Genomic DNA, 22,179 nt, shown 5'->3' with positions numbered 1-22,179 from the left:
AAAATGCTACACATTATATTGAGCTTTTTACTGGCATTCGCTTGCCCTAACCATTCCACTCATTGTAATAATGGGAATGGCGATCAGGTCACTACTATGGATGACGATACAGAAGGAGAAACCGGAACGATCCCTCCAAGAAACCCCTGATGTATATTCCTGTGAGGCAAGAATCTTCTTGCCTCACTTTTCTCATCAGATTAATAATAATTCCCTTGAAATTTGGGAATTCTATACTTTTAAGGCAAATAACCCATCAGTGCGAGCCCTAAACTTTATCCTGCCCATACTGTTTGCAGGTCTTTTAGCCTGTAAATCAAAGCGATATGTCCCGCAACCGATTTCCGCACCTACTTTAGAAAAAGGGGAATCATTCTTCAATATTAATAACGATTCAGCCTTTTATTATTTCAATCTGGTCACTACGAACGCAACAGACAGTTTGGAAATGGCAATGGCCTATACTTATATGGGCATCATCCAGGCGTACGAAGGGGATTATTATGGGGGCCTGGAAAGCTTGTTGAAATCCCTCACTTACCTTGATGAACACCGCGAAAAGGACCAAGAGTGCCTGAGCTCAAATTATCACGAATTAGGCAACATTTGTCTTAACCTCAAAAATTATACAGCAGCAATTGACTACTATCATAAGGCGCTCAAATATATAAAACATCCCAACGCACAGGCTATTGCTTTAAATAGCATAGCCCTGACCTACCAGAAGAAGGGAGACTATGACCAGGCCATTGACGTATTCAAGTCTCTGTTGACTAAAAATACAGAAAAGAAAAAAGAATATGCCAGGGCACTTTCCAACTATGCCAAAACCATGTGGCTTAAAGACTCCAGTTACCTTGCTGCGCCTGAACTGAATTACGCATTGCAAATCCGCAAGGACTCAAATGACATCAGGGGGCTCAATGCCAGCTACGCCCATCTGTCAGATTACTACTCAACCTCAATGCCTGATTCGGCACTTTATTATGCCGAAAAAAGGTACGAAATTGCCAGGCAAATTAATAGCCCAGGTAACGAAGCCGAAGCGCTTTCAAAACTTATTACACTCAGCCCGCCGAAGCTGCTGAAGCCCTATTTTATTCGCTACGAATACCTCACGGATAGTATCCAAACAGCAAAAAACGCGGCCAAGAACCAATTTGCATTAATCCGGTATGAGGCAGAGAAGAACAAGGCAGACAATCTTCAACTGCAAAAGGATAATGCACAAAAAGAAACGCAACTGGTCGAGCAGCGGTTTATATTGGTGCTGACTACCTTGTTGTTCATTTCTACAGGTATTGTCATCTTCCTCTGGTATCGCAGGCGCCGGCAACAGCTTGAAGCTGCATCCCGGCTGGCCATCCAGGAACATCAACTCAAAACCTCTCAAAAAGTTCATGATGTGGTGGCAAATGGCTTGTACCGCATCATGGCAGACATACAGTATAAGGAAGCTATCGATAAAGATCACTTGGTCGATAAGATCGAAGACCTGTATGAGCGGTCTCGCGATATATCCTATGAGCAGCCTACTATCTCAGATCTTCCGTTTGATGAAAAGATAAAAGAATTGTTGACTCCCTTTGGATCCAATGATACCAAAGTCCTTATTGTAGGAAACGACCCTACGCTTTGGAGCCACACCAATGCACAGGTACAGGCGGAAATTGAACATATACTGCAGGAGTTGATGATCAATATGAAGAAGCATAGTCAGGCTCATGCTGTTCTAATAAAGTTTAAGCTTCAAAACGACCAGGTCCACATTCACTACACCGATGATGGCATCGGGCTTCCACCGCAATTTAAGTATGGGAACGGATGGCTGAATACGGAAAACCGTATTAAAAGAATTCATGGTCAATATATATTTGAGCGCCCTGCTAAAGGATTAAAAATTCACATTTCTTTCCCAACAGCTCAATCATCATGATTACAAAGGTTTTAATTGCTGAAGATCACGAAAGTGCCAATATTTCCGTTCAAAAAACGCTGGAGGAACTGGCCATTATCAATACAGAGTATGCCTATTATTGTGATGATGCAATGAACAAAATAACGAAAGCAGTTAAATCTGGTAACTCTTTCGATCTTCTTATTACTGATCTTTACTTCGAACCGGATGATTGTAAACAGGTTCTTTCCGGAGGAATAGAGCTAATTGCAGCCGCAAGGGAAGTACAACCCGACCTGAAGATCCTGGTTTTTTCCGCCGAAAACAGACCCGCCGCCATTGATCAGCTTTACAGCAAGTTTGATATAGACGGTTTTGTGCGTAAAGCCCGGCATGACGCCAGAGAACTTAAAGAGGCAATCTGTGAAATAGCCCGGCATCGCCGTTATTTTCCTCGTCATATCAAGCAGTTGATAGACAAAAAGAATGCCTATGCATTTTCGGAATTTGATATTACGATTATCACATTGCTTGCACAGGGAATGTTGCAAAAGGATATACCGGCATACCTGCAACACCACCGGATAAAGCCATCTGGCTTAAGTAGCATAGAGAAAAGGCTTAATCAAATGAAAGATGCACTTGGTTTCACCAAGAATGAGCAGCTAGTGGCTTACTGCAAGGATCTGGGCGCCATATAATATCTTTAAAGAAATTGTCTTCAATTACGGTTTCCCATAAAAAAAGTACTTTTTGGAAATATACTTTTGGTTCATAAAAATTAATCATTAACATGAAACAAAGTTATTACGTCAATGACATTCCTCAGTCCAACGGCGATCATGAAGTACATGTTGAGGGCTGCAACTATGCTTATCTTATGATTAGAAAGACATACCTGGGGGAATTCGATTCTTGTGAGGATGCTGTTAGTGTGGCAAAAAGGCGCTATCCGGCTGCGAATGGCTGTTTTTATTGTTGCCGGCCTTGCCATACGAGATAATCCCAAAGATCTGTTTTTTGTAGCCCATTTGATTGATTGACTCATGAAATTCCTATACGTCTGGCTGCTTACAAGCTATGTTAACTGCAGTCAGATTACAGTGTATGTCTGCGACAGCAAGAAAGCCACAAAATATCATTATAAACCAGATTGCCGTGGACTACGCAATTGTAAGCAGCGCATCATCAGCATGCCGATTGAGAAAGCGAAAACAACGAACAGGACCCTTTGTAAATGGGAACAATGAATCGGCTGCAACGGCAACTATATTTATATGAACTCTTACCTGTGTGATTATGACAACTCCAAATAACCCGCCGTATAAGTACTTGCAATTTAAGGGGCATGAATCTTATCGCAGGTACATTCAGAGGGGAATTGCCCAAAATCCTGCTCCAGGAGAACCAAATGAAAATGATGCCCTGAATGGTAAATCTCATGGTAGTTATGGTGCACTTTTGCTTCACCCTAAGTGGAAAGCCCGTCGAATCGAAATACTTAACCGTGACGGAAATCGCTGTGTTCATTGCAATAGTAATAAAGACCTTCAGGTACATCACCGGCAGTATCACTTCCTTGTGAGCCAGCAAAAATACCGCCTTCCCTGGGAGTATCCCGGTCATCTGCTTATTACCCTTTGCGAACCTTGCCATAGCAGAGGACATAATAAATACAAAGTGCCAACAATAACCATTTAATAAAATATGTATGGGCTTATTCGATATTTTCAACCGGCAACGCCAAAATGGCCATAACCACACTATGAACCCTGAAACCGCTATACCCGATATTCCTGAAGAAACATTTATTGAAAAGGAAAACACGGGAAAAGAACAGCCTGAAGAAAAGGCAGTTGCGGCAAGTAGTGGTGGAATACTTCTTTTGTACGATTTTCTTGACAAGAATTATGAATCCAAAGGGTACAATGATGCATTGATCAACCCAGATACAACGCATCTGGAACAAAATGTGATTGCCTTGAAAAACGACCTGGAGAGGTCTATCCGAAAGGTAAAAACATTCTACGAAGACTTTATCAGGCAAATCAATTTCCATATCACCAGCAGAAGTAGAAGTGGAATGATAGATACTGTAGAAGAGCTAACAGTCAAGAAAGAAACTGCCGAGAGTCATATTAGGCAGGTCATAGAAATTGAAGAGCAGGCGAAACAGAACGAGGGGGTGGGACATGGTATTATTATCAGTTACACCCGTGGGTTCAGGAACGGCCTTGCGGCAATTTCTGGCCACGTCATCCTGAACAAGAACTTTTAAATAACTCATATGAAACATTTATGGATCCGTTTCGGCTGCTTCCTAACCGGTTACAACTACAACATCTTGCGAAATTGCAGTGAAGCCGCTTTTAAATCTGTGAAGAAATACACCGCGGCTATGCTGATTGTTTGCATTCTGTGGTTTTTTATTGGTTTTACTTTTGCACATCGCTACCTGGCATTAGGCCTGCCGGGTTGTATACTGGCCGGCGTTCTTTCAACGGTGGTCATTGTACAGGTTGAAAAGCAGATCGTTTTATCCATCAATCCGGGCCGGCTCCTGCTCATATTCAGGGGGTGTTTGGCTTTCATGATGTCGATTCTTGGGGCGGTGATCATTGACCAGATATTGTTTGAAAAGGATATTGAGATCGAAAAGATTTCTTACATATCGGAAAAAGTAGACAAGATATTGCCGTCTAAAACCGAAGAATTGAGAAAACAAATTGCAGTGCTGGACACGACTATAAGTAAAAAGGAAGAAGAGAAAGAAAGTTATGTAGACGATATCAGCAAAAGGCCGACAACAACTGCCACTACCACGACAACAGCAACAAGGCGCGAGCCTGTACGCAGTGTAACGCCCTCAGGCAAGGATACTACAATTTGGAGGACAGTAAGTGATGTCACCGTTGGAACCACGCTCATACCTAATCCTAAAATTGCACTGATACCGTCCCTCGACTCTACCATTCGCGCCTTGCGGCAGCAAAAATCCCAAAAGGAAAATGAACTGCTTCATATGAAACCTTCTCTTGAAAAGGAAATGAAGGCTAGTACAGGTTTTTTGGATGAATTAACGATCATGGCGCGAATGTTATCAGCATCTTATGTCGCATTGGCTTTCTGGCTTCTCTGGATCTTGTTTTTCCTGTTTATAGAAATGCTGGTGTTATTCAGTAAGATGGGAGACAAGTCTAATGACTATGAAAAGACCGTAATGCATCATATGAATTTGCAGATGCGACGGCTGGATGCCCTTGGGAAGGGATTTTAGTGCTAAAATTTCCAACAATCAATACTGAAAAAATTTTACATGGATTTCAAAGACGAAATTAAGCTCTTCGGCGGTAAGGTCGAAAAGTTGAAAAGCCAGATTCAGACAGAAGAAGCAACTAAAAATGCTTTTATCATGCCCTTCATTAAGGTATTGGGCTACGATGTATTTGACCCCTTTGAGGTAATGCCGGAATTTATTGCAGATATCGGGATCAAGAAGGGTGAAAAAGTCGATTATGCGATTCTGAAAGAAGGGCAGCCCTCTATATTAATCGAATGTAAGCATTGGGGAGAAAGCCTTGATCCACATAATTCTCAGCTTTTCCGGTACTTTCATACTACAACCGCTAAGTTTGGCTTATTGACCAACGGAATAATTTACAGGTTTTATACAGATCTTGCTGAGGCAAATAAAATGGATGACAAGCCGTTTTTTGAGTTCAATATTACGGACATCAAAGACAACCAGATCGAAGAGTTAAAGAAATTCCACAAGTCATATTTCAACATAGAAAACATTCAAACTACTGCAAGCGATCTGAAATATATGAATGAGCTCAAACTACTGATAGGTGTTGAGTTTCAGAACCCCTCTGAGGCGTTTGTTAAGTTATTTGCCAAACAGATATACCGGGGAATGTTAACCTCAAAAGTTGTTGACCAGTTCAATGCTCTTACTAAAAAGTCAATACAACAATACATAAATGATTTGATAACTGAAAGGCTTAAATCTGCACTGAAAAAGGAAAATGATGCTGACCAATCTGGTTCAGAAAAAGAGGTGGTAACAGCGGATGTTGAAGAAAAGGGTTCACTGATCGAAACTACTGATGAGGAAAAAGAAGGCTATATGATTGTGAAGACAATTCTCCGCCAAAAAATAAAGCCAGTCAGGATAGCATTTCGGGACGCCCAATCTTACTTTGCGATACTATTGGATGATAATAATAGAAAAACGATATGCAGATTATATTTGAACGGTTCCCGCAGATACATTGGCACTTTTGATGAGCAAAAAAAGGAAACAAAGACAGAGATTTTAACTGTTGACGACATCTTTAAATTTGAAGAGATACTTTATAAGACTGTTGAATGGTATGATGCGGAGAAAGTTTCGGTAAATTTAGGAGGCACTTTATAAACCAATCAAATAATAGCTGTTTAACAGATAGTTTAGTCATAAACTAGCCTGCAAATCAAATACTTATCTTTTGCTAGTATACTAAAGTGACGATAAAGCATAACATGGGGCTCGCTTTTTTTATTTTAACTTACATTTGGTGTTAACCAAAATAAACATACCTTTGCAGTGGAAATAAGCTTTACTGATAAAAAATTGGAGAAACTGGCGAATGACGACCGGATGCGGGTAAAGGAGTTTGGTAAGTCCCGCGCAGATAAGATCAAAGCCAGGTTGGCACAATTACGGTTTGCCGCTAATCTGGAGGAAGTAAGGTATTCGCCAGGGAATTTTCATGAACTTTCCAATAACCGGAAGGGGCAATGGGCTTGCGACTTAGACCAGCCGTACAGATTGGTTTTCACACCCCACGAAACTCCTATCCCCGTCAATCAACATGGTCAGTATGTTTGGGCGGAAATCACAGGGATAGAAGTTATAGAAATAGTAAACTATCATAAGGAGAAATGATCATGGCCAAGCAAAATCAATATTACCCGCAATCAGTTCCACATCCGGGTGAAACCTTAGTGGAGAAACTGGAAGAAATGGGTATGGGGCCGAAAGAATTTGCCCTTCGTACCGGGAAGCCTGAGAAAACGATAATTGCCATACTCAAGGGGGATAGTTCCATTACCCCGGATATGGCGGTTCAATTTGAGAATGTTACAAAGATTCCTGCAAACTTTTGGATGAATTACCAAAGAGGCTATGATGAATACATTGCAAGAGAAAAAAGGCAAACGGTTATTCAGGAAGCGGTAGGATGGGCAAAACAGTTCCCATTGTCAGATATGATAAAAAAAGGCTGGTTGCCGCCGGTAACCACTATTCAGGAAAAAACAATGGAAATGCTTGCTTTCTTTGGGTTCTCGAATCACAAAGCATGGGTAGATTATTATTTTAATCAACAGCTTAAAGTAGCTTTCCGTATTTCTCTTGCGCAAACTAATGAGCCTTATGCCATATCTGCGTGGCTTCGGAAGGGCGAATTACAAGCGGCAGAGTTAGAAGCAAGCGACTATTCGGAGAAGAAATTTAAAGAAGCACTACCGGAGTTGAAATCAATTATGGCAAATCACCCTGATGGATTTTTTCGCCAGTTGCAAGGCATTTGCCTAAAGGCCGGTGTAAAAGTGGTGCATACTCCGTGCATCAACAAAGCTCCAATAAATGGCTCAACCCGTTGGCTAAATGATACTCCTCTCATCCAGCTGACAGGTCGATACAACCGAAATGACAGCTTCTGGTTCACTTTTTTTCATGAAGCAGGGCATATTCTCCTACATGGAAAAAAAGATATTTTCTTAGAGAAGGTAGAGTATTCTGATAAAGACCTTATAAAAGAAAAGGAAGCAGATGAATTTGCTGTAAAATGGACATTGACAGAAGACGAAGAAGCGGAGATACTAGCCGCAGCACCTCTTAGTGAGGAAGATATAAGAAATTTTGCAAAGCAGTTCAATACCCATCCAGCCATTATTATTGGGCGGTTACAGCATAAAAAACTGATTCCCTACTCATTGGGGAGAGAATATTTTGAACCTGTAATACTCGAAAAAGACATAAAGTGGCAAAAGGTGAATAAGCGAGCAAACTTTTGAACAAAACGCCTTCAAATCTAAAGACTTGAAGGCGTTTTAGTTTTTAGCGGAGGAGAAGGGATTCGAACCCTTGATAGGCTTTCACCTATACACACTTTCCAGGCGTGCCAGTTCAACCACTCCTGCACTCCTCCGTACGGTTGAATTATTCATTCAGGGCTGCAAAGATAACCCTTTGTCCAAAAAATCCAAGAAAAGTTTTAATCCCCCTTGTAAACCATGTTCATATACCGGTTCCCTTCCTTCAGCTCTTTCAGCATCTGGTCAAGCCGTTTCTGCCGGGTTTCTTCCCGTTTGGCGTTGCTGATCCAGCCAATGTAGTCGTTTTGCTGGTAGGCGGGGCGTTTTTCGTACCGCTCAAACAGCTTGTGTTTGCTGAGGGCTTCCGCCACAAACTCCGGCATGGGGTGCTTCGGGCGTTTCAGTGAACTAAGGTCTTTTTTCATCGTACACAGGGTTTCAGGTGTCAAAAATAGCCAAAACCGGGCGTTCTTGCACGGCAGGGCCGCGTTTTGTATTTTGTTCCAAAACCCAATATTTATGCCACATACCCGCCGGGAATTTATACGGAATATGGCTGTAGCAGGCGCTGCCTGGCCGCTGCGCTCTTTTGCCCTGCCGGCCAGGGACTGGGAAGTGCATTGCTTTTCCAAGCCCTTTCAGTGGATGGACTACAACCTGCTCTGCGAAACCTTTGCAGCCGCCGGCCTGCAGGGGGTAGACTATACGGTGAGGCCCGGAGGGCACGTATTGCCCGAAAAAGTAGCGGCAGACCTGCCCAAAGCCGCCGCCGCGGCGCGTAAGGCAGGTATCAAAACCACGCTGATGACTACGGCCATCCTGGACGCCTCGGAGCCTCATGCCGCCGCCGTACTGAAGGCCGCCGCCGGGGAAGGCATCCGGTACTACCGGCTGGGCTGGTTCGATTACCAGAAGGGGAAGCCGTTGCAGGAGAGTCTGCAACGCTGTAATGCACAGCTAAAGGGGCTCGACAAGCTGAACCGGCAATTCAACATCCGCAGTGCTTACCAGAACCATGCGGGCGTGAAGGTAGGCGGGCCGGTGTGGGACCTCTATGAAATGATAAAAGATATTGACCCGGCTTATACCGGCGTGCAGTATGACATACGCCATGCCACGGTAGAAGGCGCCAATAGCTGGCCGCTGGGCCTGGAGCTGATAAGCCGCCATATCAATACCCTGGTTATCAAGGATGTGAAGTGGGTGGAACGCAACGGGAAATATGTGCTGGAAAACACGCCGCTCGGGGAGGGCATGGTAAATTTCCCGGCCTTTTTCAAAAAAGTGAAGGAACTGAACATCCATGTGCCCATTTCCCTTCACCTGGAGTATACTTTGCTGACAAAACAGGAAGAGACTTTGCCGGTGGCGCAGAAGCAGCGTATAGTGCTGGAAAAGCTCCGGAAAGACGTTCAGACCCTCCGGGGCATGCTGGCAGCAGCCGGTTTATAGCTCCGGTGTTGCGGGCGTAAGCTCACCGCGCAACGGTTCTTCTATCAGGCGCTTGATCTCTTCCGGCGGCAGGTTTTGGCCCAGGAGGAACATCAGTTTGGTGGTGGCGGCCTCAAAGGTCATATCGTGCCCGCTTACCACACCCACTTTCAGCAGGTGCTGGCTGGTCTCGTATTTCCCCAGTTCTACAGAGCCGCCGTCGCACTGGGTAATGTCTACCATTATAATCCCTTTGTCTGCCGCTTTTTGCAGGCACTCCGTAAACCAGGGCTGCGTGGTGGCGTTGCCGCTGCCAAAGGTTTCCAGCAGCAGGCCGCGCATACCGGGCGTATTGACAATGGCTTCTACAGCGCGGCGGGTGATGCCGGGAAATATTTTCAGCACCCCGATGTTGGGGTCCATGTTTTTATGCACAATGAGGCCTTGCCTGGGCGCGGGCAGCATATAGTTGTTCTTGTATTTGATATCGATGCCGGCTTCTGCCAGGGCGGGGTAGTTCATGGAGTAGAAAGCCTCGAACTTTTCCGCGTTGTACTTTTTGGCGCGGTTGCCGCGGAACAGCATAAAGTCGAAATAGATACATACTTCCGGTACCATGCAATGGCCATTGCTTTTGGTAGAGGCAATTTCCATGGCGGTAATGATGTTTTCCTTGGCGTCCGTCCGGATCTTGCCGATGGGCAGCTGGCTGCCGGTGAGTATCACGGGCTTTGACAGGTTTTCCAGCATGAAGCTGAGCGCGGAGGCGGTAAAGGCCATGGTGTCTGAACCATGGAGGATCACAAAACCATCATACCTGTCATACCGGTCTTCAATAATGCCGGCCAGCTCAGACCAGATCTCCGGGTTCATGTCTGATGAATCCATGGGCGGATTGAAGGCGTATACGTAAAAATCAATTCCCATGCGGTAGAGCTCAGGCAGGTTGTTCCGGATCTCGTTGAAGCCGATGGGCCGCAGTGCTGTCGTTTTTTCGTCGTAAATCATCCCCACGGTACCCCCGGTATAGATGATAAGAATCTTCGTCATTTATCTCTTATGGAATTGCATGCAAATGTATTCACTTATCAGTTAGAGCATTTTGAATAATTTCCGGGCATTGCCTGTCGTAATTGCAGCTACTTCCTCAATTTTTAGATTTTTTACATCAGCGATCTGCTGAGCCACCAATGGAATATAGGCGCTTTCGTTCCTTTTGCCCCGGTAGGGTACCGGCGCCAGGTAGGGTGCATCTGTTTCCAGCACAATGTGTTGGAGGTCAATATCCCCCATCAGCACGTCCAGTCCGGCCTTTTTAAAGGTGACCACCCCGCCTATGCCCAGGTAGAAGCCCATGTCAATAATTTCCTGCGCTTCTTCTTTTGTGCCTGAAAAACAATGGAATACGCCGGTGAGCTGACCGTTATGCAGCTCCTTTACCACGTCTATGCAGGCCCGTGTAGCTTCCCGGCTGTGAATGGCAATTGGCAGGCCATGCTCAAGGGCCAGGCTGATCTGCCGGCGGAAGGCCTGGTACTGGCGCTCCAGGTGAGGCTCGCTTTTGTCCCAATAAAAGTCAAGCCCTATTTCACCTACCGCCCAGAATTTCCGCTTCTCCAGCCAGTTTTGCACAATAGCCAGCTGCGCTTCCACGTTTTCTCCCACGTAGCAGGGGTGCAACCCCATCATAGGCAGGCATACCCCCGGGTAATCGGCCTCCAGCTGAAGCATGCCGGGTATAGACTCCTCATCGATATTGGGCAGCAGCAGCCTGTTCACCCCCTGCCGGATGGCGCGGTCAATCATTTCCGGCCTGTCTTTATCAAATTCACGGGAGTATAAATGGGCATGCGTGTCAATCCAGATCATTATATATGGTTTTTTTCAATTAATTGTTTTATCTTTATTTTTACAAAAAATATAATATTTAAGATCGGCCTTTTCACAAAGGTACATTGCCAACTAGCCAATACCTATAAAAACTACTATGATGAAACACTATTTTAACACCAATAAGGTGCTCTCCGTTACCGCGCTTGCCATTGGGGCCATCACCATTTTCTTTGCCTGCAAGAAGGATGACAAGGCCGGGGCGGACGAAGCCAGGGACACACAAACCATGGCTGCCGCACAAAGAGAAACAGAAATCAATGCTGTATACGATGATGCGTTCGGCGTAGTGCTGGATGCCAATTCATATGAAAGCGGGCTGAACGGCACGGACGGCGGCCGCTGGGCGCCGGGAAATCCTTCCCATGCACGCTGCTACTCCCTTTCATTTGACCCGGTGGAGCTGGGGGTGTTTCCCAAAACAGTAGAGCTGAACTTTGGTGACGGGTGTACAGACGGAGGCGGCCCCACCCGCAAGGGAAAGATCAAAGTAGTAGTAAGTGAGCTCTTCTTTTTGCCGGGCGCTGAAGCTGTTATTACGTTCGAGAACTATTCTGTTAATGGTATCAAGGTGGAAGGCACCCAAACCCTGACCAACCTTTCCGGTACTAACGGTTTCGGCTACTCGTACTCTGTTAAGGACGGCAAACTCACCTATCCCAACGGCGCAGTATACCTGTATGAAGGCACACGCAACCTGGTGCAAAAAGAAGGAGCTGATACCAAGTATGATGTGATTGATGATATGTATGAGCTGACCGGTACCGCTACGCTGAAAGACAGTGTTAACACTGCTACGGTAAACATTACGAAAGCGCTGGAGCGCAGGTTTGACTGCTCTTACATCAGCAAAGGCACGGTAACGGTAACCGTTAACGGCCACGCGGCTTCCATTGATTATGGTAACGGTGATTGTGATGAAAAGGCGATGATCACCGTAGGAGACAAAACAAAAGAGATCACCCTCTCCAAATAAAATAATTACAACCTGCTCATGATGCAAAGAGGATGCTAACCACGGCATCCTCTTTTTTTATACAATAGCTTCCAGCTTCCAGCCCTTCCGTTTGCAATGCTCCAGCACCCTGGGCAGCGCATACTGCATGCGGTCCCAGGCCTTGCTGCTGTCATGGAACACAACTATGGACCCGGGCTGCAGCTTGAACACCACGTTCTGCACACAGGCCTCGCCCGTAATGTCGGTATCAAAGTCGCCGCTGAGAATGTCCCACATAATGATGCGGTAATCCTGCTTCAGCTGTTTTACCTGGAACGGCGATATGCGGCCGTACGGCGGCCGGAAGAGGTCTGAGCGGATGTAGCCGGCGGCTTCCCTAATGTTGGCGATATACTTGTCCGTTCCGGTGTTCCAGCCGTTGAGGTGGTTGTGGGTATGGTTGCCAACGGCATGGCCTTCCAGCAGTATCTGCTGGTAAATATCGGGGTGCTCTACCACGTTTTTGCCGATGCAGAAAAAGGTGGCTTTGGCATCGTATTTTTTGAGCTGTTCAAGTACGAAAGGGGTGGCTTCCGGGTGGGGGCCGTCGTCAAAGGTGAGATAAACGGCATTGGTGGCCGGCGAAAAATTCCAGATACAGCTTTTGTACAGCGATTTCAGGATGCCGGGCGTTTTCGTCAAATAGAACATATGAATCGGGTTTTACAACGCTTTCCCTGACCCGAAATTATTATTTTTGCGCCGTATGAGTCAGAAAAAAGTAAGGGTGCGCTTTGCGCCCAGCCCTACGGGCGGTTTACACCTGGGCGGCGTGCGCACGGTGTTGTTCAATTACCTGTTTGCCCGCCATCACGGCGGAGAGTTTGTACTGAGAATTGAGGATACAGACCAAACCCGTTATGTGCCGGGGGCGGAGGAATATATCATGGAATGCCTGCGCTGGTGCGGCCTGGAGGCTGATGAAAGCCCTGCAAAAGGCGGCCCCTACGGGCCTTACCGCCAAAGCGAAAGAAAAGGGCTCTACCGCCAGTATGCGGAGCAGCTGGTGGCGGCTGGCCATGCTTATTACGCCTTTGACACACCGGAAGAGCTGGAGGCCATGCGCGAGGTGGAAAAAGCCCGCGGCAACCACTCCCCACAATACAACCACAGCGTACGCAAAACCATGCGCAACTCCCTGGTAATGGACGCTGCGGAGGTGAAGGCGCTGCTGGAGAAAGGCACGCCGCATGTGGTCCGCATCAAAATGCCGGAAAACGAAGAGCTGCGGTTTACGGACATGATCCGCGGGGAAGTGAGTTTCCAGACCGCTACGGTAGATGATAAGGTACTGCTGAAAGCAGACGGCATGCCTACCTATCACCTGGCGGTGGTGGTAGATGATTACCTGATGAAAATTACCCACGCCTTCCGTGGGGAAGAATGGCTGCCTTCCGCACCGGTACACATACTGCTCTGGAAATACCTTGGCTGGGAAGCGGATATGCCCCAATGGGCGCACCTGCCGCTCATTCTCAAACCTGATGGTAACGGCAAGCTCAGCAAACGGGATGGAGACCGTTTAGGCTTCCCCGTATACGCCATGAACTGGACTGATCCCAAAACGAACGAACTGACCCGCGGTTTCCGTGAAATAGGCTTTCTGCCGGAAGCCTTCGTGAACATGCTGGCTATGCTGGGCTGGAACGACGGTACGGGGCAGGAAATATTTTCCATCGAAGAGCTGATAGCCCGCTTTTCCATAGAGCGGGTGCATAAAGGCGGCGCCAAGTTCGATTATGACAAGGCCAAGTGGTTCAACCATCAGTACATCGTCAAAACAGACAACGCCCTGCTGGCAGACCTTTTCAAACCGGTACTGCTGGAAAAGGGCGTAACCGCGGAACCGGGCTATGTGGCCCTCGTAGCCGGCCTGGTAAAAGAGAGATGTCATTTTATCAATGAGATATGGGACCATGGTTTCTTCTTCTTCATTCGTCCCGAAAAGTATGATGTGGATGCTGTAAAGCCCAAGTGGAGCGCGGAGAAGCAGGCTTTCTTTGAAGAGTGGGCCGTCGTGCTGGCCGGGCTGGAAGATTTCACTTTTGCCCCGCTGGAAGAAAGTTTCAAGCAACTGGCGGCCTCCCGCAACATCAAGCCGGGTGAGCTGCAGTTACCCTTCCGCATTATGCTTTGCGGCGGCAAGTTTGGCCCTCCGGTATTCGTTATTGCGGAAACACTGGGCAAGGCGGAAACCATTGAAAGAATTAAACTGGGCCTGGCTGCATTTGCCTGATGCGCCAATACTATAAAAAGAAAAACTCCGGAGCGGATGCGCTGCCGGAGTTTTTTTTATTTGTTGTGAGCTTATGCTTTTTTAGCTTCCTTGGCCCAGGTATCTTTCAGCGTCACGGTACGGTTAAACACCGGTTTGCCGGGTGTGGAATCAGGGTCTGCACAGAAGTAGCCCAGCCGCAGGAACTGGAACCGGTCGCCTGGTTTGGCCTCCTGCAGGGCGGGTTCTACCATGGCGTTGGGTATTACCTTCAGCGAGTTGGGATTGATGAAAGACTTGAAATCTCCTTCTTCAGACGCCGGGTTTTCTACGGAGAACAGCCGGTCGTACACCCGTATTTCCGCCTGTGCGGCATGCGCCGCGCTCACCCAGTGTATGGTGCCTTTTACCGTAAGGCCGCTCTTGTCGGAGCCGCTGCGGCTTTCGGGCAGGTAGCTGCAATATACGGTTGTAACGTTCCCCTCGGCATCTTTCTCAAAGCTGTCGCATTTCACAATGTAGGCGTACTTCAGCCGCACAGCGAGGCCGGGGCCCAGGCGGAAGAATTTTTTGGGAGGGTTCTCCATAAAATCATCCCGCTCAATATACAGCGTATCGCTGAAGGTCACCTTGCGGTGCCCTGCGGCTTCGTCTTCCGGGTTGTTTTCCGCATCCAGCTCTTCTACCAGCCCTTCAGGGTAGTTGGTGATGACCAGCTTGATGGGGTTCAGCACGGCCATAACGCGGTTGGCGGTTTTGTTCAGCTCTTCGCGGATGCAAAATTCCAGCAACCCTACGTCTATCAGGTTGTCACGCTTCTGCACGCCAATTCTTTCAGCAAAGGTGCGGATGCTGGAAGGCGTGTAGCCACGGCGGCGGTAGCCGCTGAGGGTGGGCATGCGGGGATCGTCCCAGCCGGATACATGACCTTCATTCACCAGTTGCAGCAGCTTGCGTTTGCTGGTAACGGTATAGTTCAGTGCCAGGCGCGCAAACTCATATTGGTGAGAGGGGAAAATGCCCAGCTTTTCAATGAACCAGTCATACAACGGCCGGTGCGGCACAAACTCCAGCGTACAGATGGAGTGGGTGATATGTTCAATGCTGTCGCTTTGGCCGTGGGCAAAATCGTACATCGGGTAAATGCACCAGGCATCACCGGTACGGTGGTGACGGGCGTGTTTGATGCGGTACATCAGGGGATCACGCAAGTGCATGTTGGGAGAGGCCATGTCTATTTTGGCCCGCAGCACCTTGGCGCCGTCAGGATATTTGCCGGCCCGCATGTCTGCAAACAGCTGGAGGTTCTCTTCCACGCTGCGGTTGCGGTAAGGGCTGTCTTTCCCCGGCTCCGTGGGTGTGCCTTTGAGGGCGGCTATTTCGGCCGGCGTAGAATCGTCTACGTAGGCCAGGCCTTTTTTGATGAGGTCTACGGCAAAGCTGTACAGCTGCTCAAAATAGTCTGACGCATAGAACTCATTGGCCCACTGGAAGCCCAGCCACCGGATGTCTGCCTTGATGGAATCTACATACTCCGTATCTTCCGTAACAGGGTTGGTGTCATCAAAGCGGAGGTTGGTCTGCCCGTTGTATTTTTGGGCAAGACCGAAGTTGAGGCAGATGCTTTTGGCATGGCCTATATGGAGGTAGCCATTGGGCTCCGGCGGAAAGCGGGTGAGCACCCGGCCGCCGTTCACGCCGTTGGCAATATCGTCTTCAACAATTTGTTCTAAAAAGTTCAGTGACCTTTCTTCGCTCATATTTTACAGCTTTTTCCGAAGTGCAAATGTAGCAAAATACGGTCTAAACCCCCGGAAAACCCTACATTTACAATCCAATTGAAGAATATGGTCAACCCAGCTCAACGCCCCATCCGCGTACTGGTAGCCAAAGTAGGCCTGGATGGCCACGACCGCGGCGCCAAAGTGATAGCCGCCGCCCTCCGTGATGCGGGGATGGAGGTGATTTATACCGGCCTGCGCCAGACGCCGGAAATGGTGGTGAACGCAGCCCTGCAGGAAGATGTGGACGCTATTGGCATCAGCATCCTTTCCGGGGCGCATATGACGGTTTTCCCGAAGATCATAGCGCTTATGAAAGATAAAGGGATGGACGATGTGCTGCTTACCGGCGGGGGCATCATCCCTGACGCGGATATGCAGGAGCTGTACGCCCTTGGGGTAGGGAAACTCTTCCCGCCCGGCACCAATACCCAGGAAATAGCAGGCTACATCACAGACTGGACAAAAAAAAACAGGGAATTTTAACTTTTTTGAAACTTTTTTCCATGCGGGTCGTCTTATTATCAAACGGCAGCATGCTAAAGGAGTGCCCTGCCGTGAACTATTCCATCACAACCAAATTTTGTTGACTTATGAAAGTGTTCCGCTACACAATATTGATGTTGCTGCTGGCCGCAACGGGCGCGCAGGCGCAGGAAGACACAGTAGCTGTCAAAAAGAAAGTGTCCTATCATTTCCATTTCTATGCCCCTCCCAAGCCGCGCACCGGCTATGTTACGGCAGGTGGTAACGGCGCCTTGCTATCTTTTGCCAGGATGTCAAACGCCGGGGAACACATCCGCAATATTCCCCGTTTCACCCTGTTCTTTAACGTCGGCACCAATTATAACTATGACTTTACCAACAACTTCGGCATCTTTACCGGGTTGAATATCAAGAATATAGGCCTCATCAGCAAACCCAATGACTCTGTGAAGCTGAAGCAGCGGGTGTATACGCTGGGCGTGCCCCTGGGCCTCAAGTTCGGGAACATGAGAGACGGGTTCTTTTTCTTCCTGGGCGGGGAATATGACCTGGCCTTCAATTACAAGGAGAAATATTTCCTGCATGGTGATAAAAAGAGCAAGTTCAACGAGTGGTTCAGTGACCGTACGCCTGCCTTCATGCCTTCCGTATTTGCCGGTTTCCGCTTCAACCCCGGCTTTGGCCTGAAAGTGCAGTATTACCTGAATGATTTTTACAACAAAGACTTCACCCAAACCGTGAACGGGGTGAAAGAGCAGCCGTATAAAGACATGAAAGCAAAACTGGTGTTTGTGACGCTGAGCTACAACTTCGGCTTCCAGCACCATGCCGGCTCTCACAAAAGCAGCGGCAAATACCGCAAGGGCACCAAAATGATCATCGAGAAAAGAACGGTAGAAGACGAATAATCACAAGCCAACAACTATAAGCAAAAAAGGGGCGCATCCGTAAATGCGTCCCTTTTTCGTTAATTTAGTTGAAGATAAAAACAGCCCGATATATGTACAATACGATCACTACTGAATTGAAAGACGGTATTCTGGAGATCACCATTAACCGCCCGGACAAGATGAATGCCCTGAACCAGGAAGTTATGAGAGAGCTGGCCCTGGCCATAGATGAAGTATACAAGAACAAAGCGGTAAAGAGCGCCCTGATCACCGGCAGCGGCCCCAAAGCCTTTATTGCCGGCGCCGATATATCCGAATTTCTGACCCTTTCGCCGGAGCAGGGCACGGAGCTGGCCAAGCGCGGGCATGTGATATTCCAGCGCATTGAAGACAGCCACAAGCCCATTGCGGCAGCCGTGAACGGTTTTGCGCTGGGCGGGGGCTGCGAGCTGGCCATGGCCTGCCATTTCAGGGTAGCTAGTGACAATGCGAAGTTTGGCCAGCCGGAGGTGAACCTGGGCATTATACCCGGCTACGGCGGAACGCAGCGCCTGGTACAGCTGGTGGGCAAGGGGAAGGCGCTGGAGCTGATGATGACCGCAGATATGATAGGCGCTGAAGAGGCCCACCGCCTGGGCCTTGTGAACCATGTTACCAACGCTGAAGAGCTGCTGCCCAAAACCCGCTCCATCCTGCAAAAGATCCACACCAAAGCCCCCGTGGCCATTGCCAAGGTGATCAAATGCGTGAATAATTATTTTGTATGGGACATGAACGGGTTTGAAACTGAAATAGCAGAGTTTGGCAGCTGCTTCGGCACCAAAGACCTGCAGGAGGGCGCTGCTGCTTTTATGGAGAAACGGCAGGCAAATTTCAGGGGAGAATAAGGGGCTATGGCCTCTTTTCCTAACCTGTAATTGATTAACTTGTGGCCCAAAATAACACAACACATTATGGATTTCAGGATAGAGAAAGACACGATGGGAGAGGTGAAGGTGCCTGCGAATGCGTATTTTGGCGCACAAACCCAGCGTTCCATCGACAATTTCAGGATTGCACAGGACATTAACAGGATGCCGAAAGAGATCATCCGTGCATTTGCTTATCTGAAAAAGGCCGCGGCGCTTACCAACCAGGAGGCCGGCGTATTGCCTGCGGAAAAGGCCGCCCTCATCGGCAAGGTGTGTGACGAGATACTGGAAGGCAAGCTGGACGCAGAGTTTCCGCTGGTAGTATGGCAAACAGGCTCCGGCACCCAGTCTAACATGAACGTAAATGAAGTGGTGGCGTACCGCGCCCACGTGCTGAACGGCGGCCAGCTGACGGACAAGGAAAAAGCCGTACACCCCAACGATGACGTCAACAAATCACAATCCTCCAACGATACCTTCCCCACGGCCATGCACATTGCGGCCTATAAAATGCTGCTGGAAGTGACCATCCCCGGCATCAAAAAGCTGCGGGACACGCTGGCGCAAAAGTCCAAAGAGTTCATGCATGTGGTGAAAATCGGCCGCACGCACTTTATGGACGCCACGCCGCTCACCCTGGGCCAGGAGATCAGCGGTTATGTATCACAGCTAGACCATGGCCTGCGCGCCATCAACAACACCCTGCCCCACCTGGCAGAGCTGGCGCTGGGCGGTACTGCCGTAGGTACCGGCATCAATACGCCGGAAGGTTACGCAGAGAATGTGGCTAAAAAAATTGCACAGCTGACCGGCCTGCCTTTTGTGACGGCAGAAAATAAATTTGAGTCGCTGGCCGCACATGACGCCATTGTGGAAGCGCACGGCGCCCTCAAAACCGTAGCCGTTAGCCTCATGAAAATTGCTAATGACATCCGCATGCTCAGCTCCGGCCCCCGCTCCGGCATTGGCGAGCTGTTCATTCCTGACAACGAGCCCGGCTCTTCCATTATGCCCGGCAAAGTGAACCCCACCCAATGCGAGGCGTTGACCATGATTGCCGCGCAGGTGCTGGGTAACGATGTGGCCATCAACATAGGCGGCGCCACCGGCCACTTTGAGCTGAACGTTTTCAAGCCCATGATGATCTACAACTTCCTGCATTCCGCGCGCTTGCTGGGAGATGGCTGCGTGAGCTTCAACGATAAATGTGCGGAAGGTATTGCGCCCATTGAAGCCAACATCAAAAAGCACGTAGATAATTCCCTGATGCTGGTAACCACCCTCAATACCAGGATCGGCTATTATAAAGCAGCGGAAATTGCGCAGAAAGCGCATAAAGAAGGTACTACCCTCAAAGAAATGGCAGTGAAACTGGGTTATGTAACCCCTGAAGAGTTTGACGCCTGGGTAGACCCCAGCAAAATGGTAGGTAAAATCTGATATACAAAAAGCTCAACATTGAAGCGGGTCAACCTGGAATAACGGGTTGGCCTTTTTTTATGCCGGAAAACCTGGAGTAATGGTCGTTTATTCATCATCCTGGGGTCATCCTGGGGTTTTCTTAGGGTATTCCTGAGAAAAATTGTACGAGAAACCCTAAGATAACCCTAAGAAAACCCCAGGATGACCCCAGGATGATATACATCCAGGTCTGGCAAAAACCAAGAAAGGCCCCTGGTGAGGCCGCGTTTGATGGAAGCAAAAAGAAGGGGAATTATTTCCAGAATACCATGATGATGGTACGCAGGCTCATAGCAATTACCAGCACACCTACCATGATCATCAATGGTTTACGCTTCATTTTTTTTACCAGTATGGCGGCAAAGGGAGAAGCGATCACCCCGCCCAGTATCAGCCCCAGTATCACCTGCAGGCTGCCTACGCCGTTAAACAGCAGGAAAGTGCCCGCACTGGATACGGAAATAAAAAACTCCGCAGCATTTACGGAGCCGATGGTATAATTCACGGTGCGGCCCTTGCTCAGGAGGGTAGAGGTCACAATAGGGCCCCAGCCGCCGCCGCCAATGGCATCCATAAAACCGCCAAAAAATGCCAGCGGCCCCAGGCGGCGTGTTTTAGCCTTGGGCTTGTTACGCTGCAGCGCCTTGCGGAGTATGAGCACGCCCAGTATCATGAGGTAAGCGCTCATAAAGGGTTTGATCACATCGCCGTCTATTTTGTCAGACAGCAGGTAAGCCCCTATAATAGCGCCCATCATGCCGGGAATGAGCAGGTGAAGGAAAAGTTTCTTATTGACGTTGCCCAGCTTGAAGTGTGCAATGCCCGAAGCCCCGGTGGTGAATACTTCCGCTACGTGTACGCTGGTACTGGTCATAGCCGGGGAAACACCCAGTCCCAGCAAGAGCGACGAAGACGTGGCGCCGTAGGCCATGCCCAGCGCGCCGTCAATTACCTGCGCCATCAGGCCCACGCCCATGAAAAAAAGCAGCTTTTCGGTGAAAGTATCCTGTACAAAGCGGGCAATTCGGGTCTGCGACTCGTGAGAGATACCATAATAATAGGTGAACCAGAGGCCGGCAGCCACTACCAGTATGGATAAGCCGATGGTTACCCATATCCAGTGCTGCTTTTTATTGTCCTCATTCACGAGGTCTATGAGCACCTTTTGTGTTTCAACGGTGGCAACGCGTTGCTCCGCCTTATCGATCACCTCATTATGCGACATAAATTATAATACTAATATAGTCTACAGGAATTGTGGACTAAAAATAGACTTAATCCCCGGTTTATCCAAATATTTTGGATGAGGATTTAAAAAAAGGCTAATGGCCTGATACTCACGGGGCTTGTACTGCGGCGCGGCTGCTCTTGCGGCGTGGTGCAACGGGGCCGCATGCACTAAAAAAGCGCGGTACCTGCCGCGCTTTTTAATATCTTTTTATTGATTCATTACATCACCTGCTGCGTATCATCTACAACAGCCCCGGTTTCAATAGCGCCGTCAGGCCCGTCTGTTTTCCGGGTGAGGAACCGTTTCTGGAAAAGCAATATGGTAATTACGCCTACTGAAATAGACGCATCTGCAATATTAAATACCGGGCGGAAAAATATAAAATGCTCACCGCCCCAGAAAGGCACCCAGGTGGGGAAAGTACCGTCAAACAGCGGGAAGTACAGCATGTCTACCACGTTGCCATGCAGGAAAGTTCCGTAGCCGCCCCCGGCAGGCATGAACTGCGCCACTTCGTAGCGGGTGCTTTCGGAAAAAATGAGGCCGTAGAACATGCTGTCTATCAGGTTGCCGGCGGCCCCGGCCAGTATCAGCGCGCCGCATACCAGCAGGCCGGTATGGTATTGTTCCTTCACCAGTTTTTTCATGTAGAAGAAACCGATCACTACTGCTATCAGGCGGAAGAGGGTCAGGGCTATTTTGCCAAACTCACCGCCGAATTTCAACCCATATGCCATCCCTTCATTTTCTATGAAATGGATAAAGAACCAGTTGGAAATCACAGGGAATTGTTCCGCAATGGTCATATTGGTCTTGATCCAGAACTTCAGCACCTGGTCTACCAGCAGAATCAGCACTACAATTAAAACGATGTGACGATATTTCAAAACTTCAAATTTTCTCAA

At 48.3% G+C, this 22,179-nt stretch carries 21 protein-coding genes and 1 tRNA gene; 14 read left to right on the top strand and 8 right to left on the bottom strand.

Going from position 1 to position 22,179, the window contains the following annotated elements; genetic code table 11:
• Positions 1-100 precede the first annotated feature (100 nt).
• From ABDW36_RS01710 to ABDW36_RS01680, 7 genes are all read left to right on the top strand, one after another.
• On the top strand, positions 101-1,936 hold the full coding sequence (locus ABDW36_RS01710) for a tetratricopeptide repeat protein (protein WP_343700150.1): 1,836 nt from the start codon (positions 101-103) through the stop codon (positions 1,934-1,936).
• On the top strand, positions 1,933-2,598 hold the full coding sequence (locus tag ABDW36_RS01705) for a response regulator (RefSeq protein WP_343700149.1): 666 nt from the start codon (positions 1,933-1,935) through the stop codon (positions 2,596-2,598). Before ABDW36_RS01710 ends, ABDW36_RS01705 begins: the two co-directional genes overlap by 4 nt.
• Positions 2,599-3,608: 1,010 nt before the next feature.
• Positions 3,609-4,175 (top strand): hypothetical protein, encoded by a 567-nt coding sequence (locus ABDW36_RS01700; protein WP_343700148.1) that lies wholly within the window; start codon positions 3,609-3,611, stop codon positions 4,173-4,175.
• A 9-nt stretch (positions 4,176-4,184) separates the two neighbouring features.
• A complete protein-coding gene (locus ABDW36_RS01695) occupies positions 4,185-5,174 on the top strand; it encodes a DUF4407 domain-containing protein (RefSeq protein WP_343700147.1) in 990 nt (329 codons plus the stop codon).
• Positions 5,175-5,213: 39 nt separating this feature from the next.
• Positions 5,214-6,317: a type I restriction endonuclease gene (locus tag ABDW36_RS01690; RefSeq protein WP_343700146.1), complete on the top strand. Its 1,104-nt coding sequence runs from the start codon at positions 5,214-5,216 to the stop codon at positions 6,315-6,317.
• A 168-nt stretch (positions 6,318-6,485) separates the two neighbouring features.
• Positions 6,486-6,827, top strand: a complete 342-nt coding sequence (locus tag ABDW36_RS01685) for a type II toxin-antitoxin system RelE/ParE family toxin (RefSeq protein ID WP_343700145.1) — start codon at positions 6,486-6,488, stop codon at positions 6,825-6,827.
• A 2-nt stretch (positions 6,828-6,829) separates the two neighbouring features.
• Entirely contained in the window at positions 6,830-7,960 is a 1,131-nt protein-coding gene (locus ABDW36_RS01680) for a HigA family addiction module antitoxin (RefSeq protein ID WP_343700144.1), read from the top strand.
• 47 nt (positions 7,961-8,007) lie between these two features.
• Here ABDW36_RS01680 and ABDW36_RS01675 read toward each other — a convergent pair.
• Together ABDW36_RS01675 and ABDW36_RS01670 are read right to left on the bottom strand one after the other, a co-directional pair.
• A tRNA-Ser gene (locus ABDW36_RS01675) sits at positions 8,008-8,094 on the bottom strand.
• A gap of 66 nt (positions 8,095-8,160) precedes the next feature.
• Positions 8,161-8,406 carry a YdeI/OmpD-associated family protein gene (locus ABDW36_RS01670; protein ID WP_343700143.1) on the bottom strand — a complete coding sequence of 82 codons (246 nt, stop codon included), beginning with the start codon at positions 8,404-8,406 and terminating at the stop codon, positions 8,161-8,163.
• Positions 8,407-8,500: 94 nt separating this feature from the next.
• On the opposite strand from ABDW36_RS01670, the gene ABDW36_RS01665 reads away from it, so the two are divergent.
• Positions 8,501-9,433, top strand: coding sequence for a TIM barrel protein (locus ABDW36_RS01665; protein ID WP_343700142.1), 933 nt, complete (start codon positions 8,501-8,503; stop codon positions 9,431-9,433).
• On the opposite strand, the gene ABDW36_RS01660 is transcribed toward ABDW36_RS01665, so the two are convergent.
• Together ABDW36_RS01660 and ABDW36_RS01655 are read right to left on the bottom strand one after the other, a co-directional pair.
• On the bottom strand, positions 9,428-10,462 hold the full coding sequence (locus ABDW36_RS01660; RefSeq protein WP_343700141.1) for a type I asparaginase: 1,035 nt from the start codon (positions 10,460-10,462) through the stop codon (positions 9,428-9,430). The genes ABDW36_RS01665 and ABDW36_RS01660 overlap by 6 nt on opposite strands.
• Before the next feature lie 42 nt (positions 10,463-10,504).
• Positions 10,505-11,281 carry a TatD family hydrolase gene (locus tag ABDW36_RS01655; protein WP_343700140.1) on the bottom strand — a complete coding sequence of 259 codons (777 nt, stop codon included), beginning with the start codon at positions 11,279-11,281 and terminating at the stop codon, positions 10,505-10,507.
• Between the two features lie 118 nt (positions 11,282-11,399).
• Between ABDW36_RS01655 and ABDW36_RS01650 the strand changes: the two genes are divergently transcribed.
• Entirely contained in the window at positions 11,400-12,278 is an 879-nt protein-coding gene (locus tag ABDW36_RS01650; protein WP_343700139.1) for a hypothetical protein, read from the top strand.
• A 57-nt stretch (positions 12,279-12,335) separates the two neighbouring features.
• On the opposite strand, the gene ABDW36_RS01645 is transcribed toward ABDW36_RS01650, so the two are convergent.
• Positions 12,336-12,950 carry a polysaccharide deacetylase family protein gene (locus ABDW36_RS01645; protein WP_343700138.1) on the bottom strand — a complete coding sequence of 205 codons (615 nt, stop codon included), beginning with the start codon at positions 12,948-12,950 and terminating at the stop codon, positions 12,336-12,338.
• Between the two features lie 55 nt (positions 12,951-13,005).
• Here ABDW36_RS01645 and gltX point away from each other — a divergent pair, with 55 nt between their 5' ends.
• Positions 13,006-14,535 (top strand): glutamate--tRNA ligase, encoded by a 1,530-nt coding sequence (gene gltX, locus ABDW36_RS01640; RefSeq protein WP_343700137.1) that lies wholly within the window; start codon positions 13,006-13,008, stop codon positions 14,533-14,535.
• A 71-nt stretch (positions 14,536-14,606) separates the two neighbouring features.
• Here gltX and ABDW36_RS01635 read toward each other — a convergent pair whose 3' ends face one another.
• Positions 14,607-16,274 (bottom strand): glutamine--tRNA ligase/YqeY domain fusion protein, encoded by a 1,668-nt coding sequence (locus ABDW36_RS01635; RefSeq protein WP_343700136.1) that lies wholly within the window; start codon positions 16,272-16,274, stop codon positions 14,607-14,609.
• Positions 16,275-16,361: 87 nt separating this feature from the next.
• Here ABDW36_RS01635 and ABDW36_RS01630 point away from each other — a divergent pair, with 87 nt between their 5' ends.
• The 4 genes from ABDW36_RS01630 (at position 16,362) to fumC (ending at position 20,022) form a co-directional block, all read left to right on the top strand.
• On the top strand, positions 16,362-16,781 hold the full coding sequence (locus tag ABDW36_RS01630; RefSeq protein WP_343700135.1) for a cobalamin B12-binding domain-containing protein: 420 nt from the start codon (positions 16,362-16,364) through the stop codon (positions 16,779-16,781).
• 107 nt (positions 16,782-16,888) lie between these two features.
• Positions 16,889-17,689 carry a hypothetical protein gene (locus ABDW36_RS01625; RefSeq protein WP_343700134.1) on the top strand — a complete coding sequence of 267 codons (801 nt, stop codon included), beginning with the start codon at positions 16,889-16,891 and terminating at the stop codon, positions 17,687-17,689.
• 92 nt (positions 17,690-17,781) lie between these two features.
• The gene (locus ABDW36_RS01620; protein WP_343700133.1) at positions 17,782-18,558 is read left to right on the top strand and encodes an enoyl-CoA hydratase-related protein; all 777 of its coding nucleotides are present in this window, start codon (positions 17,782-17,784) and stop codon (positions 18,556-18,558) included.
• Positions 18,559-18,624: 66 nt separating this feature from the next.
• Positions 18,625-20,022 carry a class II fumarate hydratase gene (fumC, locus tag ABDW36_RS01615; protein WP_343700132.1) on the top strand — a complete coding sequence of 466 codons (1,398 nt, stop codon included), beginning with the start codon at positions 18,625-18,627 and terminating at the stop codon, positions 20,020-20,022.
• A gap of 274 nt (positions 20,023-20,296) precedes the next feature.
• Here the strand turns inward: fumC and ABDW36_RS01610 are convergent, their stop codons facing one another.
• Entirely contained in the window at positions 20,297-21,268 is a 972-nt protein-coding gene (locus tag ABDW36_RS01610) for a sulfite exporter TauE/SafE family protein (RefSeq protein WP_343700131.1), read from the bottom strand.
• Between the two features lie 224 nt (positions 21,269-21,492).
• A complete protein-coding gene (locus tag ABDW36_RS01605) occupies positions 21,493-22,161 on the bottom strand; it encodes a lipoprotein signal peptidase (protein WP_343700130.1) in 669 nt (222 codons plus the stop codon).
• Positions 22,162-22,179: the final 18 nt, after the last annotated feature.

The sequence above is a fragment of the Chitinophaga sp. genome (genome assembly GCF_039596455.1).
Taxonomy (GTDB): domain Bacteria; phylum Bacteroidota; class Bacteroidia; order Chitinophagales; family Chitinophagaceae; genus Chitinophaga.
The sequence above is the reverse complement of the archived record's forward strand: the minus strand, read 5'-3'. Positions and strand labels throughout refer to the sequence as shown.

What these genes read in the sequence shown, in the direction of transcription:
- ABDW36_RS01710 (WP_343700150.1), top strand. Translation starts at nt 101, where the DNA reads ATGACGATACAGAAGGAGAAACCGGAACGATCCCTCCAAGAAACCCCT.
- ABDW36_RS01705 (WP_343700149.1), top strand. Translation starts at nt 1,933, where the DNA reads ATGATTACAAAGGTTTTAATTGCTGAAGATCACGAAAGTGCCAATATT.
- ABDW36_RS01700 (WP_343700148.1), top strand. Translation starts at nt 3,609, where the DNA reads ATGGGCTTATTCGATATTTTCAACCGGCAACGCCAAAATGGCCATAAC.
- ABDW36_RS01695 (WP_343700147.1), top strand. Translation starts at nt 4,185, where the DNA reads ATGAAACATTTATGGATCCGTTTCGGCTGCTTCCTAACCGGTTACAAC.
- ABDW36_RS01690 (WP_343700146.1), top strand. Translation starts at nt 5,214, where the DNA reads ATGGATTTCAAAGACGAAATTAAGCTCTTCGGCGGTAAGGTCGAAAAG.
- ABDW36_RS01680 (WP_343700144.1), top strand. Translation starts at nt 6,830, where the DNA reads ATGGCCAAGCAAAATCAATATTACCCGCAATCAGTTCCACATCCGGGT.
- ABDW36_RS01670 (WP_343700143.1), bottom strand. Translation starts at nt 8,406, where the DNA reads ATGAAAAAAGACCTTAGTTCACTGAAACGCCCGAAGCACCCCATGCCG.
- ABDW36_RS01665 (WP_343700142.1), top strand. Translation starts at nt 8,501, where the DNA reads ATGCCACATACCCGCCGGGAATTTATACGGAATATGGCTGTAGCAGGC.
- ABDW36_RS01660 (WP_343700141.1), bottom strand. Translation starts at nt 10,462, where the DNA reads ATGACGAAGATTCTTATCATCTATACCGGGGGTACCGTGGGGATGATT.
- ABDW36_RS01655 (WP_343700140.1), bottom strand. Translation starts at nt 11,281, where the DNA reads ATGATCTGGATTGACACGCATGCCCATTTATACTCCCGTGAATTTGAT.
- ABDW36_RS01650 (WP_343700139.1), top strand. Translation starts at nt 11,400, where the DNA reads ATGATGAAACACTATTTTAACACCAATAAGGTGCTCTCCGTTACCGCG.
- ABDW36_RS01645 (WP_343700138.1), bottom strand. Translation starts at nt 12,950, where the DNA reads ATGTTCTATTTGACGAAAACGCCCGGCATCCTGAAATCGCTGTACAAA.
- gltX (WP_343700137.1), top strand. Translation starts at nt 13,006, where the DNA reads ATGAGTCAGAAAAAAGTAAGGGTGCGCTTTGCGCCCAGCCCTACGGGC.
- ABDW36_RS01635 (WP_343700136.1), bottom strand. Translation starts at nt 16,274, where the DNA reads ATGAGCGAAGAAAGGTCACTGAACTTTTTAGAACAAATTGTTGAAGAC.
- ABDW36_RS01630 (WP_343700135.1), top strand. Translation starts at nt 16,362, where the DNA reads ATGGTCAACCCAGCTCAACGCCCCATCCGCGTACTGGTAGCCAAAGTA.
- ABDW36_RS01625 (WP_343700134.1), top strand. Translation starts at nt 16,889, where the DNA reads ATGAAAGTGTTCCGCTACACAATATTGATGTTGCTGCTGGCCGCAACG.
- ABDW36_RS01620 (WP_343700133.1), top strand. Translation starts at nt 17,782, where the DNA reads ATGTACAATACGATCACTACTGAATTGAAAGACGGTATTCTGGAGATC.
- fumC (WP_343700132.1), top strand. Translation starts at nt 18,625, where the DNA reads ATGGATTTCAGGATAGAGAAAGACACGATGGGAGAGGTGAAGGTGCCT.
- ABDW36_RS01610 (WP_343700131.1), bottom strand. Translation starts at nt 21,268, where the DNA reads ATGTCGCATAATGAGGTGATCGATAAGGCGGAGCAACGCGTTGCCACC.